13 protein-coding genes are annotated in these 13,241 nt (G+C 60.8%); 9 read left to right on the top strand and 4 right to left on the bottom strand.

What is annotated here, in order from left to right; translation table 11 throughout:
* Positions 1-44: 44 nt before the first annotated feature.
* The gene (locus DCO47_RS09580) at positions 45-245 is read right to left on the bottom strand and encodes a DUF6316 family protein (protein WP_042607953.1); all 201 of its coding nucleotides are present in this window, start codon (positions 243-245) and stop codon (positions 45-47) included.
* 210 nt (positions 246-455) lie between these two features.
* Here DCO47_RS09580 and DCO47_RS09575 point away from each other — a divergent pair, with 210 nt between their 5' ends.
* Positions 456-1,415: a DMT family transporter gene (locus DCO47_RS09575; protein ID WP_083352237.1), complete on the top strand. Its 960-nt coding sequence runs from the start codon at positions 456-458 to the stop codon at positions 1,413-1,415.
* 104 nt (positions 1,416-1,519) lie between these two features.
* On the opposite strand, the gene DCO47_RS09570 is transcribed toward DCO47_RS09575, so the two are convergent.
* Positions 1,520-2,914: a class II fumarate hydratase gene (locus DCO47_RS09570; protein ID WP_042607951.1), complete on the bottom strand. Its 1,395-nt coding sequence runs from the start codon at positions 2,912-2,914 to the stop codon at positions 1,520-1,522.
* Between the two features lie 191 nt (positions 2,915-3,105).
* On the opposite strand from DCO47_RS09570, the gene DCO47_RS09565 reads away from it, so the two are divergent.
* The 7 genes from DCO47_RS09565 (at position 3,106) to DCO47_RS09530 (ending at position 11,039) form a co-directional block, all read left to right on the top strand.
* On the top strand, positions 3,106-3,627 hold the full coding sequence (locus DCO47_RS09565) for a DUF2059 domain-containing protein (protein ID WP_039760068.1): 522 nt from the start codon (positions 3,106-3,108) through the stop codon (positions 3,625-3,627).
* Positions 3,628-3,639: 12 nt separating this feature from the next.
* Positions 3,640-3,939 (top strand): BolA family transcriptional regulator, encoded by a 300-nt coding sequence (locus DCO47_RS09560; protein ID WP_116657991.1) that lies wholly within the window; start codon positions 3,640-3,642, stop codon positions 3,937-3,939.
* A gap of 272 nt (positions 3,940-4,211) precedes the next feature.
* Complete coding sequence (locus DCO47_RS09550) at positions 4,212-5,153, top strand: rhodanese-related sulfurtransferase (RefSeq protein WP_116657989.1); 942 nt, start codon at positions 4,212-4,214, stop codon at positions 5,151-5,153.
* A gap of 35 nt (positions 5,154-5,188) precedes the next feature.
* Positions 5,189-5,791, top strand: coding sequence for a DsbA family protein (locus DCO47_RS09545; RefSeq protein ID WP_177434330.1), 603 nt, complete (start codon positions 5,189-5,191; stop codon positions 5,789-5,791).
* The gene (locus tag DCO47_RS09540; protein ID WP_042607948.1) at positions 5,784-7,601 is read left to right on the top strand and encodes an ABC transporter ATP-binding protein; all 1,818 of its coding nucleotides are present in this window, start codon (positions 5,784-5,786) and stop codon (positions 7,599-7,601) included. Before DCO47_RS09545 ends, DCO47_RS09540 begins: the two co-directional genes overlap by 8 nt.
* 137 nt (positions 7,602-7,738) lie before the next feature.
* Positions 7,739-10,198: an EAL domain-containing protein gene (locus tag DCO47_RS09535; protein WP_116657987.1), complete on the top strand. Its 2,460-nt coding sequence runs from the start codon at positions 7,739-7,741 to the stop codon at positions 10,196-10,198.
* 79 nt (positions 10,199-10,277) lie between these two features.
* Positions 10,278-11,039 (top strand): TenA family transcriptional regulator, encoded by a 762-nt coding sequence (locus DCO47_RS09530; RefSeq protein ID WP_371919864.1) that lies wholly within the window; start codon positions 10,278-10,280, stop codon positions 11,037-11,039.
* Positions 11,040-11,141: 102 nt separating this feature from the next.
* Here the strand turns inward: DCO47_RS09530 and DCO47_RS09525 are convergent, their stop codons facing one another.
* Positions 11,142-12,068 (bottom strand): GGDEF domain-containing protein, encoded by a 927-nt coding sequence (locus DCO47_RS09525; RefSeq protein ID WP_042607945.1) that lies wholly within the window; start codon positions 12,066-12,068, stop codon positions 11,142-11,144.
* A gap of 156 nt (positions 12,069-12,224) precedes the next feature.
* Here DCO47_RS09525 and DCO47_RS26915 point away from each other — a divergent pair, with 156 nt between their 5' ends.
* Complete coding sequence (locus DCO47_RS26915) at positions 12,225-12,443, top strand: hypothetical protein (protein WP_133247399.1); 219 nt, start codon at positions 12,225-12,227, stop codon at positions 12,441-12,443.
* On the opposite strand, the gene DCO47_RS09520 is transcribed toward DCO47_RS26915, so the two are convergent.
* A complete protein-coding gene (locus DCO47_RS09520; protein ID WP_116657986.1) occupies positions 12,430-13,170 on the bottom strand; it encodes a YciK family oxidoreductase in 741 nt (246 codons plus the stop codon). The two genes, DCO47_RS26915 and DCO47_RS09520, sit on opposite strands and share 14 nt — an antisense overlap.
* Positions 13,171-13,241 lie beyond the last annotated feature (71 nt).

The following is a 13,241-nucleotide window of genomic DNA, read 5'->3' as shown; positions in this document are numbered from 1 at the left end:
GGGAACGCGTTCCAAATGTAGGAGTGAGCCTGCTCGCGATGGCATCAACCGGTTGTCCGATTGGAATCCTGCCGCTGCATCCGCGCGATATAAGCCTGAATCTCCCGCTCAATCACCTGACCGTCAAACGGCCCCTCAAGGGTATTTTCCCGGGTGCTGAAATACAGCTCGCCATTGACCCGACACACACGGTCGCTGCGAAAACGGGTGGCGGGGGCGCTGTCCTCGGCGCGCATGGCGTACATGTCGGTCTCCCTGATCAATGTGTGGAAAAGTCTGCAATCAGCTTATGCCTGAAGCACTTGGCGCGCCTGTCCGGCCGATCAACGGCGGCGCGGCGGTTTACTGCTGCGACCTGCACAGTTTCATTCGCGGCCTGCCGGCAACTGTCCCTGTGTTGCACGGGACAGGGCGCCTAGAATGACCGCTCTTGTCAGCAGGCTTTTGGGGTTCGCATGCACATTTCATCGGGGCGCTGGGTATACGGACTGTTCCTGGCGCTGCTGACCGCGTTTCTGTGGGGCATCCTGCCGATCAAGCTCAAACAGGTGCTGCTGGTGATGGACCCGGTCACGGTGACCTGGTTTCGCCTGTTGGTGTCCGGCGGCTGCCTGTTCATCTATCTGGCCTCGGTCAAACGCCTGCCGAGTCGCAAGGTGCTCGGCCCCAAGGGCGGCTGGCTGGTGCTGATGGCCGTGCTGGGGCTGGTCGGCAATTACGTGCTGTACCTGATGGGCCTCAACCTGCTCAGCCCCGGCACCGCGCAACTGGTGGTGCAAATGGGCCCGATCATGTTGCTGATTGCCAGCCTGTTCGTGTTCAGGGAACGCTTCAGCATCGGCCAGGGCATCGGCTTGCTGGTGCTGCTGATAGGCTTTGGTCTGTTCTTCAATCAGCGCCTGGCCGAACTGCTGACCTCGCTGTCCGATTACACCGCTGGCGTGCTGTTGGTGTTGCTGGCGTCGACCGTCTGGACCTTTTACGCGCTGGGCCAGAAGCAATTGCTGACGGTGTGGAATTCGTTGCAGGTGATGATGGTGATCTACCTGTTCTGCGCGCTGTTGCTGACGCCGTGGGTGCATCCGCTGGAAGCGCTGGCGCTGAGCCCGCTGCAGGGCTGGCTATTGCTGGCGTGTTGCATGAATACCTTGATCGCTTACGGCGCATTCGCCGAAGCGCTGGCGCATTGGGAAGCGTCGCGGGTCAGTGCGACGCTGGCGATCACGCCGTTGGTGACGTTTGTTGCGGTGGCCATTGCGGCGCGGATCTGGCCCGAGTATGTGCATGCCGAGCAGATCAATGCCCTGGGCTATGGCGGGGCGGTGCTGGTGGTGCTGGGTTCGGCACTGGTGGCGCTGGGGCCATCGTTGATTGCCGGGCTCAGGGCGCGGCGGCTGAAGATGGCAGCCAGTTAAACCGCGTCATCTTCATCGCGAGCAGGCTCACTCCTACAGTTGAAATGCGTACCCCCTGTAGGAGTGAGCCTGCTCGCGATGACTTACTAACAGACGCTACAGATCTAACCCTTGGCGCCCGCTTCGATCATGTTCTCCGGCCGCACCCACGCATCGAACTCTTCATCGGTCAGATAACCCAGTTGCAACGCCGCCTCACGCAGGGTCAGCCCTTCGCTGTAGGCCTTCTTGGCGATCTCCGCCGACTTGTCATAACCGATGTGCGGGTTCAGCGCGGTCACCAGCATCAGTCCACGTTCCAGATGTTTGGCCATGGCCTCGGCATCCGGCTCGAGTCCGGCGATGCAGTGCTGCTGGAAGTTGCTGCAGCCATCGCCGAGCAAGCGGATCGATTGCAGCAGGTTGTGGATGATCACCGGTTTGAACACGTTCAACTGCAAGTGCCCCTGGCTCGCAGCAATACCGATCGCCACGTCGTTGCCGAGCACCTGACAGGCGAGCATCGACAGCGCTTCGCACTGGGTCGGGTTGACCTTGCCGGGCATGATCGAGCTGCCCGGTTCGTTGGCCGGCAGCTTCACTTCCGCGAACCCCGCGCGCGGACCCGAGCCCAGCAGACGCAGGTCGTTGGCAATTTTCATCAGCGCCACAGCGAGGGTTTTCAGCGCACCGGACAGGGTGACCAGCGGCTCATGGCCGGCCAGCGCGGCAAATTTGTTCGGCGCGGTGACGAACGGCAAGCCGGACAGCGCAGCGAGCTCGGCGGCAATCGCCTCACCGAAGCCGTGGGGCGAATTGAGCCCGGTGCCGACCGCAGTGCCGCCCTGCGCCAGCTCGCAGACCGCGGGCAATGCGGCACGAATCGCGCGCTCGGCATAATCCAGTTGCGCGATGAACCCGGACAGCTCCTGACCGAAGGTGATCGGCGTCGCGTCCATCATGTGCGTGCGCCCGGTCTTCACCAGTTTCATATGGCGCGCCGCCAGTTCAGCGAGGCCGCCGGACAACTCGGCAATCGCCGGCAGCAGCTGTTCCTGCACCGCTTTGGCGGTGGCGATGCTCATGGCGGTAGGGAAGCAGTCGTTGGAGCTTTGCGAGCGGTTGACGTGATCGTTCGGGTGCACCGGCGACTTGCCGCCGCGCGGGTTGCCGGCCAGTTCGTTGGCGCGGCCGGCAATCACCTCGTTGACGTTCATGTTGCTCTGGGTGCCGCTGCCGGTCTGCCAGACGACGAGCGGAAACTGCTCGTCGTGCTCGCCGGCGAGGACTTCATCGGCGGCCTGTTCGATCAGGCGGGCGATGTCGGCGGGCAGATCGCCGTTGCGGTCGTTGACCCGCGCGGCGGCTTTCTTGATCAGCGCCAGGGCATGCAGCACCGGTAGCGGCATGCGTTCCTGACCAATGGCGAAGTTGATCAGCGAGCGTTGCGTCTGAGCACCCCAGTAAGCGTCGTCCGGGACTTCGATCTGGCCCAGGCTGTCGGTTTCGATACGGCTCATCGTGCACACTCCTGTTGGTCTGTTGGCGCAATTTAGGCCGGCATCGGCCCGGGTGGTTCCATCGGCTCGATTGTTGACCGCAAAGCCCCGCCAATCAAGCGCGGCAAGGGGCGGGGGTTGAGCCACAGCGATTGTTAGGCGCAGAATGGTCGCCCTTGGGGTTCGACCTCGCTTTGCTTAAAGGAAACTCGATGACTCGTCTTCGCGCCATCTGTACCGCGGTTGCACTGGTTTGCGCCAGCGGCCAGGTGCTTGCCGATACCGCCAGCCACAACGCCAGTGCCGAAGCTTTCCTGACGCTGGCTCACGCTGACAAGCTGGGCACCCCGGTGTACATGCAAGTGCAGCAAATGTTCGCCCAGCGCTTTGAACAGACCAAAGCGCCGGAGTCGAAGAAAGCCGTTCTCGAAACCTACCAGGCCAAGGCCAACGCCGCGCTGGACCAGGCCATCGGCTGGAACAAGCTCAAGCCGGACATGGTCAAGCTCTACACCAGCAACTTCAGCGAATCCGAGCTGAAGGATCTGGTGGCTTTCTACCAGTCGCCACTGGGCAAGAAAGTCCTCGAAAAAATGCCGCAGCTGACCCAGCAGTCGGCGCAGATGACCCAGGGCAAACTGGAAAGCGCGGTGCCTGTGGTCAACAAGCTGCTCGACGACATGACCAAAGAGCTGGACCCGAAAGGCGCTGCTGCGCCGGCCAAGAAGAAGTAAGCGGAGTTCGTGATGACCATGCAACAACGCATCGAATCGACGCTGGCTTTGTTACAGCCTGAGCACCTGCAAGTGCTGGACGAAAGCCACATGCACAGTCGCGGGTTACAGACCCACTACAAGGCTGTGGTTGTCAGCACGCAGTTCGAAGGCCTGAACCGGGTCAAGCGTCACCAGAAAGTCTACGGCACGCTCGGCGAGCTGATGGGCGAGTTCCATGCGTTGGCGCTGCACACCTATACCCCGCAGGAATGGGCAGAGCTCGATGGCGCCCCGGCGTCGCCGACCTGTGCTGGCGGTAGCAAAAACTGAGGATAGTGAGGGCTGTTGTGGCGAGGGAGCTTGCTCCCGCTGGAGTGCGCAGCGCTCCCGAGGCTGCAAAGGTGCACGGGCTGAAGGAATGCGCTTGCTGGTTTTATGACTGCTGCGCAGCCAAGCGGGAGCAAGCTCCCTCGCCACAGAGATATCAGTGCACCGTCAATTGACCGTGTTTTTTGCTAGAATCCGCAACGCGCCGCTTAGCCGGCGCGTTTTTTTTGAATCCGGTTCACCCTTTGCGAGGGTAGCCACCTGGAGAAATACCCATGACACAACCGATTGTCGTGGCGGCACTGTATAAGTTCGTCACCCTCGAAGATTACGTTGACCTGCGCGAGCCCCTGCTGCAAGCGATGGTCGACAACGGCATCAAAGGCACCCTGTTGATCGCCGAAGAAGGCATCAACGGCACGGTTTCCGGCAGCCGTGAGGGTATCGATGGTCTGCTCGCCTGGCTGAAGAACGATCCGCGCATGGTCGATATCGACCACAAGGAATCCTACTGCGACGAGCAGCCGTTCTACCGCACCAAGGTCAAGCTGAAGAAAGAGATCGTCACCCTCGGCGTCGAAGGCGTTGACCCGAACAAGAAGGTCGGCACCTACGTCGAGCCGCAGGACTGGAACGCGCTGATCAGCGACCCGGAAGTGCTGCTGATCGACACGCGCAACGATTACGAAGTGTCGATCGGCACCTTCGAAGGCGCCATCGATCCGAAAACCACCAGTTTTCGCGAGTTTCCCGACTACATCAAGGAACACTTCGACCCGGCCGTGCACAAGAAGGTCGCGATGTTCTGCACCGGCGGTATTCGCTGCGAAAAAGCCTCGAGCTACATGCTCGGCGAAGGTTTCGAAGAGGTCTACCACCTCAAGGGCGGCATCCTGAAGTACCTCGAAGAGGTGCCGCAGGAAGAAACCAAGTGGCGCGGCGACTGCTTCGTCTTCGACAACCGCGTGACCGTGCGTCACGACCTGACGGAAGGCGACTACGATCAATGTCATGCCTGCCGCACACCGGTCAGCGTTGAGGATCGCACCTCCGAGCACTACGTCGCCGGCATCAGTTGCCCGCATTGCTGGGACAAGCTCAGCGAGAAGACCCGGCGCAGCGCCATCGATCGGCAAAAGCAGATCGAACTGGCCAAGGCGCGCAACCAGCCGCACCCGATCGGCTACAACTATAAGCAAGCATCCACCGAGGCTTAACCATGTCTGCGCGCCTGCTCTATGTGATGGATCCGATGTGTTCGTGGTGCTGGGGATTTGCTCCGGTGGCCAAGTCACTGGTCGAGCAGGCGCAGGCAGCCGGGGTCGAGCTGCATCTGGTGGTTGGCGGTTTGCGTACCGGCAGCGGTTCGGCGCTGGAGCCGACCACGCGACGCTACATTCTTGAGCACTGGCAAGCGGTCACCGAGGCCACCGGCCAGCCGTTCAAATTCGACGGCGCGTTGCCTGACGGATTTGTCTACGACACCGAACCGGCCTGTCGCGCCATCGTGACCGCGCGCAGTCTGGCGCCGGATTGCGCGTGGACGTTGGTCGGGCTGATCCAGCAGGCGTTCTATGCCGAAGGTCGCGATGTCACTCAGGCCAGCGTGCTGGTCGAACTGGCGGAGCAGGCCGGTGTGCCGCGTATCGAATTCGCCGCGCTGTTCGATCATGCCGAGCAGCACAAGGCGACCCAGGCCGATTTCAGCTGGGTGCAGGATCTGGGCATCGCCGGATTCCCGACCCTGCTCGCCGAGCGCAACGGTCAACTGGCGCTGCTGACCAACGGCTATCAACCGCTCAGCGAGCTGTCGCCATTGCTCGGCCGCTGGCTGGAGCGCGCGGCCTGTGTCTGACCGGGCCGATGACACGCCAGCCGTAGAGCGTGTCGACCGGCTGAGCTGGGCCGAAGTCCGACGTCTGGCATTGCATCACAAGAAATCCCTGTGGATCGCCAACGGCGTGGCTGTGCTGGCGACGTTGTGCAGTGTGCCGATTCCGTTGCTGCTGCCATTGCTGGTCGACGAAGTCCTGCTCGGCCACGGCGATGCGGCACTGAAAGTCATGAACCATTTCCTGCCGAGCATGTGGCAGCAGGCGGCGGGTTATATCGGCCTGATGCTGGTGGTGACCCTGACTCTGCGTTGCAGCGCCCTGTGTTTTGGTGTTTTGCAGTCGCGGCTGTTCGCGCGGCTGGCCAAGGACATCGTCTACCGGATTCGCGTGCGTCTGATCGAACGGCTCAAGCGTATCTCACTCGGCGAATACGAAAGCCTTGGCAGCGGTACGGTGACGACGCATCTGGTCACCGATCTGGACACGCTGGATAAATTCGTCGGCGAAACCCTTAGCCGCTTCCTTGTGGCCATGCTGACCCTGGTCGGCACCGCCAGCATCCTGATGTGGATGCACTGGAAGCTGGCGCTGCTGATTCTGCTGTTCAACCCGTTGGTGATCTACGCCACGGTGCAGTTGGGCAAACGTGTCAAACATCTGAAGAAACTGGAGAACGACAGCACTTCGCGCTTCACCCAGGCGCTGAGTGAAACCCTCGATGCGATTCAGGAAGTGCGCGCCGGCAACCGCCAGGGCTATTTCCTCGGGCGCCTCGGGTTGCGAGCGCAGGAAGTGCGCAACTACGCGGTCAACTCGCAGTGGAAAACCGACGCCTCGAATCGCGCCAGTGGTTTGCTGTTCCAGTTCGGCATCGACATCTTCCGCGCAGCAGCGATGCTCACCGTGCTGTTTTCCGACCTGTCGATCGGCCAGATGCTCGCGGTGTTCAGTTACCTGTGGTTCATGATCGGCCCGGTCGAACAGTTGCTTAACCTGCAATACGCCTACTACGCGGCGGGCGGCGCACTGGCGCGGATCAATGAACTGCTGGCGCGCGCCGACGAGCCGCAGTATCCCGGCGGCGTCGATCCGTTCAAGGGCCGCGACACCGTCGGCATCGAGGTGCAAGGCCTGAGCTTCGGTTATGGCGACGAGCTGGTGCTGGATCAGATGAACCTGTCGATCCTGCCCGGCGAGAAAGTTGCGATTGTCGGCGCCAGCGGCGGCGGCAAGAGTACTTTGGTGCAGCTGCTGTTGGGCTTGTACACGCCAGCGGCCGGGACCATTCGCTTTGGCGGGTCGACCCAGCAGGAAATCGGTCTGGAGACGGTGCGCGAGAACGTCGCGGTGGTGCTGCAGCATCCGGCACTGTTCAACGACAGCGTGCGCGCCAACCTGACCATGGGCCGGATTCGCAGCGACGAAGCCTGCTGGCAGGCTCTGGAAATTGCGCAAATGGCCTCGACCATCCGCGCGCTGCCAGATGGCCTCGACAGCATCGTCGGTCGTTCCGGCGTGCGTTTGTCCGGCGGCCAGCGCCAACGTCTGGCGATCGCACGGATGATCCTCGCCGAGCCGAAAGTGGTCATTCTCGACGAAGCCACCTCGGCCCTCGACGCCGCCACCGAGTACAACCTGCATCAGGCGATGGCGAAATTTCTCAACGGTCGCACCACATTGATCATTGCCCATCGCCTTTCGGCGGTTAAGCAGGCGGACCGGGTGCTGGTGTTCGACGGCGGGCAGATCGCCGAGGACGGCGACCATCGCCAACTGATCGCCGACGGCGGTCTGTACGCCAAGCTCTACGGCAACTTGCAACAGCACTGATCGAAACCTTCGCCGACCTGTCAGACGTTCTGCGCGCGGTGTAAGGCCGCGCCTTGCCTTGAACGAGAACCCCACCTAGTCTCGTCATAGCGAATTCGCCCGGAAGGCGAGCGGGCAGTGCTCATGCAAGGACTCTCATGAAGCAAAAGCAGACTCTGGGAACACCACGGTTGTTGGGTATCGTCTGGCCCTTTATTGCTGTCGTGGTGTTCCAGGCATTACTCGGGGGCGTGAGCCTTTACGTGCTTTCGGCCGTGCGTGGCTACGTGGCTGGAGAAAGCCTGTGGTCCAAGGGCCAGAAAGACGCCATCTATTATTTGAACCTCTACGCCGACAGCCGTGACGAGGCGATCTACCGCAAGTACCTGACGGCCATCGCCGTGCCCCAGGGCGGGCACGAATTGCGCTTGGCGCTGGATCGTCAGCCGCCGGATCTGCAGGCCGCGCGCGAAGGCATACTCAAGGGCGGCAATCACCCCGACGACGTTTCCAGCCTGATCTGGCTGTACCTCAATTTTCGTCACTTCAGTTATCTCGAAACCGCCATCGATCGCTGGACGCTCGGCGACGCCTATCTGGACCGATTGCACGAAGTCGCGCAGGAGATGCATCAGGGCATTGCCCGGAACCAGGCCAGCCCCGGCGATGTGCAGCGCTGGAAAGTGCAGATCTTCGCCATCAACGATGCCGTGACCCCGGCAGCCAGGGCTTTCAGCGATGCCTTGGGCGAAGGGTCGCGGGTGATCATGCGGATTTTGCTGTTCACCAACCTGGCCACCGCGCTGGGTCTGATCGTGCTGGCGCTGTGGCGCACGCACAAACTGCTCAAACAACGGCATGAGTTTGCCCAGGCACTGCAACTGGAGAAGGATCGCGCGCATATCACCTTGCAGTCGATTGGCGATGGCGTGATCACCACCGACGTCAACGGCGCGATCGATTACATGAACCCGGCCGCCGAAGCCATGACCCACTGGAAGGCCGAGCAGGCGGCGGGCCTGCCGCTGTCGGCGCTGTTCAACCTGCTCGACGAGAATGCCCAGACCGAAGGGCTGACCTTGATCGAGCACATTCTCAGCGGTCAGCTCAGCGGCGGCAGCGAGCATTCCAAATTGATTCAGCGTCTGGATGGCAGCACGTTGTCGGTGACCCTGGTCGGTGCGCCGATCCGCAATGCCGGCAATGTCAGCGGCACCGTGCTGGTGTTGCACGACATGACCCAGGAGCGGCAGTACATCGCCAATCTGTCCTGGCAGGCGACCCATGATGCGCTGACCGGGCTGGCCAACCGCCGCGAATTCGAATATCGCCTCGAACAGGCCTTGCACAACCTGACACGCCAGCCCGGGCGGCATGCGCTGATGTTCCTCGACCTGGACCAGTTCAAACTGGTCAACGACACCTGCGGCCATGCGGCAGGCGATGAGTTGTTGCGGCATATCTGCACGCTGCTGCAATCGGGCCTGCGCGAGGGCGACACGCTGGCGCGGCTGGGCGGCGACGAATTTGGCATCCTGCTGGAGAACTGCCCGCCGGAGGTGGCGGAGAAGATTGCCGAGAGCCTGCGCCAGACCGTGCAGAACCTGCATTTTGTCTGGAAAGGGCGGCCGTTTCTGACCACGGTCAGTATCGGCCTGGTCCACGTGGCGCAGAATCCGACCACCCTTGAGGCCTCGCTGCGGGCGGCGGACATGGCCTGCTACATGGCCAAGGAAAAGGGTCGCAATCGCGTGCAGGTCTACCACGCCGACGATTCCGAACTGTCCATGCGCTTCGGTGAAATGGCCTGGGTGCAACGGCTGCACATGGCGCTGGAGGAAAACCGCTTCTGCCTGTATGCCCAACAGATCGCGCCGCTCAAGCCGCAACCCGGTCAGGCCGGGCACATCGAGATCCTCCTGCGTCTGCACGATGAGTCGGGACGGATGATTTTGCCGGACAGCTTTATTCCGGCGGCAGAGCGCTATGGTTTGATGACCCAGTTAGATCGCTGGGTAGTTCAAAACGTGTTTAAGGTAATTGCTCAGTGTATTGAGCAGGAACATGAACTTCCGTTAGCGATGTGTGCGATTAATCTGTCAGGCATTACTATCGGAGATGACGCGTTTTTGCACTTCCTGCGCGAACAGTTTGTTAACTACGCTATACCGCCTGAAATGATTTGTTTTGAAATTACTGAAACCAGTGCAATCGCCAATCTTGGCAGCGCAATTCGTTTTATCAATGAACTCAAAGGCTTAGGTTGTCACTTTTCCCTGGATGACTTTTGTGCCGGAATGTCTTCATTCGCTTACTTGAAACATTTGCCTGTAGACTTCCTGAAGATCGACGGGAGTTTCGTAAAGGACATGCTGGACGACCCGATTAATCGGGCAATGGTCGAGGTGATCAATCACATCGGCCATGTTATGGGTAAGCAGACAATTGCCGAGTTTGTTGAAACTAACCAGATCGAACAGGCATTGCTTGAAATAGGTGTGGATTACGCTCAGGGTTATGTCATAGAGCGTCCGCAGTTGTTTACCTGTGACAGTTTGCAAAGTCGCCCTGCCAGACCGCAGCCGTTGTTGTTCAAAGCGCCTGGCACGTTCCGTTGAAGTCTCTCGCCGATCCTTGCCATCACAACTCAAAAGGAGCCGAACAGTGATCGACACATTCAACCGAACCGGACCCCTCATGGAAGCTGCAAGTTATCCTGCCTGGGCACAACAGCTCATCAAGGATTGCAGCGAGAGCAAGCGCCGGGTTGTCGAACATGAACTTTATCAGCGCATGCGTGACAACAAACTCAGCGCGAAAACCATGCGCCAGTACCTGATCGGCGGCTGGCCAGTGGTCGAGCAGTTTGCCTTGTACATGGCGCAGAACCTCACCAAGACCCGTTTCGCCCGCCATCCCGGCGAGGACATGGCGCGGCGCTGGCTGATGCGCAACATCCGCGTCGAACTCAATCACGCCGACTACTGGATGCACTGGAGCCGCGCCCATGGCGTCAGCCTCGAAGATCTCCAGGCTCAGCAAGTGCCACCGGAGCTGCACGCCCTGAGTCACTGGTGCTGGCACACCAGCTCGGCGGATTCGCTGATCGTCGCGATCGCCGCGACCAACTATGCGATCGAGGGCGCGACCGGGGAGTGGTCAGCGGTGGTCTGCTCGACCGGGGTCTATGCGGCGGCGTTCCCGGAAGAGGACCGCAAGCGCGCGATGAAGTGGTTGAAGATGCACGCCCAGTACGATGATGCCCATCCGTGGGAAGCGCTGGAAATCATCTGCACCCTGGCCGGCCTGAACCCGACCAAGGCTTTGCAGGCCGAGCTGCGGCAGGCGATCTGCAAGAGCTACGACTACATGTATCTGTTCCTCGAACGGTGCATGCAGCTTGAAACGTCGGAGCGGTTGCTGGTCAACCGCGAGCGCAGGACCGTAACCGAGAGCTGATAGAACTGTGGGAGCGAGCCTGCTCGCGAAAGCGGTGGGTCATTCAACGAATCGTTGTCTGACACTCCCTCTTCGCGAGCAGGCTCGCTCCCACAATGATTTCTAGCCGGCCATCGCCAGCCGGTTACGCCCCTCGCGCTTTGCGACATAGAGCGCACTGTCCGCGCGGCGCAGCAAGCTGTCCGCCGATTCGCCCGGCAACAATGTCGAGCATCCCAGGCTCACGGTGATCTCGATCAACTGGCCATCGGCGAAATATTCCTCCGACTGCGTCGCCTGGCGCAGGCGCTCGCCGACCATCGCCGCCGCTTCACGGCCGGTGTTGGACAGCAGGATCAGAAATTCCTCGCCGCCATAACGGAACACCATGTCGACGTTGCGCAGCTGCGCCTTGATCGACGCTGCGATAGCCTTGAGCACGTCATCCCCGGCGCCGTGGCCGTGTTCGTCGTTGACCCGTTTGAAGTGGTCGATGTCGAGCATCAGCACCGATAGCGGCTGCACATGGCGGCGCGACATGTCGATCTCGCGCTGCAAGGTCTGCTCCATCGCCACGCGATTGCCGGCGCCGGTCAACGGGTCGCGCAAGGCACTTTGGGTGGCGGCGCGATAGAGCAGGGCGTTGCGCATCGGATAGAGCAGGCAGGACAGCAGCGACTCGAGGTCGCCCTGTTCCTTGTCGTTGAAACGCTGATTGCGGCGGAAGACCAGCTCGCCCATGTGCTCGCCTTCGTGGCTCAGGGTGTAGCTGACCGAATGGTGGCCGCGGGCGCCGAACTCCAGGCGCAGATCACTGGCCTTATGCACGTAGCTCAGCGCGTCCAACGGCACCAGGCGCTGGATTTCGCGGAAAAAGAGGCCAAGGATGCGCTGAGGCTCAAGGCTGGTTTGCAGTTGCAGGCTCATTTGCTGACGCAATTGCGCCAGGCTGGTCGGGCGCTCGATCAGCGCCGGTAGTTGACCGAAGCCCAGGCGCTGCAATTTGGCACTGTCAAAGTCAATTGCATGGGTCTGGGAAGGAGATTTCATATGGCGTGAGCCCCTAAGCAGTAAGTCTGTCTTACAGGCTGGGTGAGAGCGGCTATGGGCTGCGCGTCGTACTGATCCATCAGTCCCGTAGGACGTTTGGCGTAAGTTTAGTCTGCCGCAGGACGATCAGTCAGCTATCGAAATCGGCGTTGCCCCATGGCCATCACACGGCATGTTTTGAGGGAATTTAGAGCGAAACCCGTGCCATTCGGTTCGATTTTATTTAAAGCTTTTCCAATCAATGACTTGCTGAAAGGTGCCAGCGTCCCGCGCTGGGTAATTGGCGGCTTTGTGACGCTTCTGAGCGGCAATGATTTGCCGCGACAGCATTCTGCCGCGGCAACAAATGCGACGTATGGCGTTATTGAGCGTTGAAAGCCTGACCATTGACGCCTGTGCTGTCGGGACCCATCAGGTACAGATACACCGGCATGATCTCTTCCGGCGTCGGGTTGTTCAGCGGATTTTCCGCCGGGTACGCCTGCGCACGCATGCTGGTGCGGGTGCCGCCGGGGTTGATGCTGTTGGAGCGCACCGGCGCCACGCCTTCGACTTCGTCGGCCAGGGTTTGCATCAGGCCTTCGGTGGCGAATTTCGACACACCGTAGGCGCCCCAATACGCACGGCCCTTGCGCCCGACGCTGCTGGAGGTGAACACCACCGAAGCATCCTGGGACAGCTTGAGCAGCGGCAGCAGGGTGCTGGTCAGCATGAACAGTGCGTTGACGTTGACCTGCATGACGCGCATGAAGTTTTCGCCGGACAGTTGCTCGATCGGCGTGCGTGGGCCGATGATCGAGGCGTTGTGCAGCAGCCCGTCGAGGTGGCCGAACTCGGTTTCGATCATCGCTGCCAGTTCATCGTACTGATGGGGCAGGGCAGTCTCAAGGTTGAACGGGATCACCGCCGGCTGCGGATAACCGGCCGCTTCGATCTCGTCGTAGACCTCGGTCAGATTGGCCTCTGTCTTGCCCAGCAGCAGCACGGTGGCGCCGTGTGCGGCATAGGTCTTCGCCGCAGCCGCGCCAATGCCACGACCGGCACCCGTGACGAGGATGACCCGGTCCTTGAGCAATTCGGGGCGAGCGGTGTAATCAAACATAAAAACCTCATAGTCCTTAAAAGATCGCAGCCTTCGGCAGCTCCTGCATGGGTATGCATTCTCCTGTAGGA

Source organism: Pseudomonas sp. NDM (assembly GCF_003105095.1).
Classification (GTDB): Bacteria; Pseudomonadota; Gammaproteobacteria; order Pseudomonadales; family Pseudomonadaceae; genus Aquipseudomonas; species Aquipseudomonas moraviensis_A.
Note: the sequence above shows the minus strand (reverse complement) of the source record. Positions and strands in the feature narration are given on the sequence as shown.

Excerpts from the sequence above, each read along its gene's own strand:
- DCO47_RS09580 (WP_042607953.1), bottom strand. The coding sequence starts at position 245 with ATGTACGCCATGCGCGCCGAGGACAGCGCCCCCGCCACCCGTTTTCGC.
- DCO47_RS09575 (WP_083352237.1), top strand. The coding sequence starts at position 456 with ATGCACATTTCATCGGGGCGCTGGGTATACGGACTGTTCCTGGCGCTG.
- DCO47_RS09570 (WP_042607951.1), bottom strand. The coding sequence starts at position 2,914 with ATGAGCCGTATCGAAACCGACAGCCTGGGCCAGATCGAAGTCCCGGAC.
- DCO47_RS09565 (WP_039760068.1), top strand. The coding sequence starts at position 3,106 with ATGACTCGTCTTCGCGCCATCTGTACCGCGGTTGCACTGGTTTGCGCC.
- DCO47_RS09560 (WP_116657991.1), top strand. The coding sequence starts at position 3,640 with ATGACCATGCAACAACGCATCGAATCGACGCTGGCTTTGTTACAGCCT.
- DCO47_RS09550 (WP_116657989.1), top strand. The coding sequence starts at position 4,212 with ATGACACAACCGATTGTCGTGGCGGCACTGTATAAGTTCGTCACCCTC.
- DCO47_RS09545 (WP_177434330.1), top strand. The coding sequence starts at position 5,189 with ATGTGTTCGTGGTGCTGGGGATTTGCTCCGGTGGCCAAGTCACTGGTC.
- DCO47_RS09535 (WP_116657987.1), top strand. The coding sequence starts at position 7,739 with ATGAAGCAAAAGCAGACTCTGGGAACACCACGGTTGTTGGGTATCGTC.
- DCO47_RS09530 (WP_371919864.1), top strand. The coding sequence starts at position 10,278 with ATGGAAGCTGCAAGTTATCCTGCCTGGGCACAACAGCTCATCAAGGAT.
- DCO47_RS09525 (WP_042607945.1), bottom strand. The coding sequence starts at position 12,068 with ATGAAATCTCCTTCCCAGACCCATGCAATTGACTTTGACAGTGCCAAA.
- DCO47_RS26915 (WP_133247399.1), top strand. The coding sequence starts at position 12,225 with ATGGCCATCACACGGCATGTTTTGAGGGAATTTAGAGCGAAACCCGTG.
- DCO47_RS09520 (WP_116657986.1), bottom strand. The coding sequence starts at position 13,170 with ATGTTTGATTACACCGCTCGCCCCGAATTGCTCAAGGACCGGGTCATC.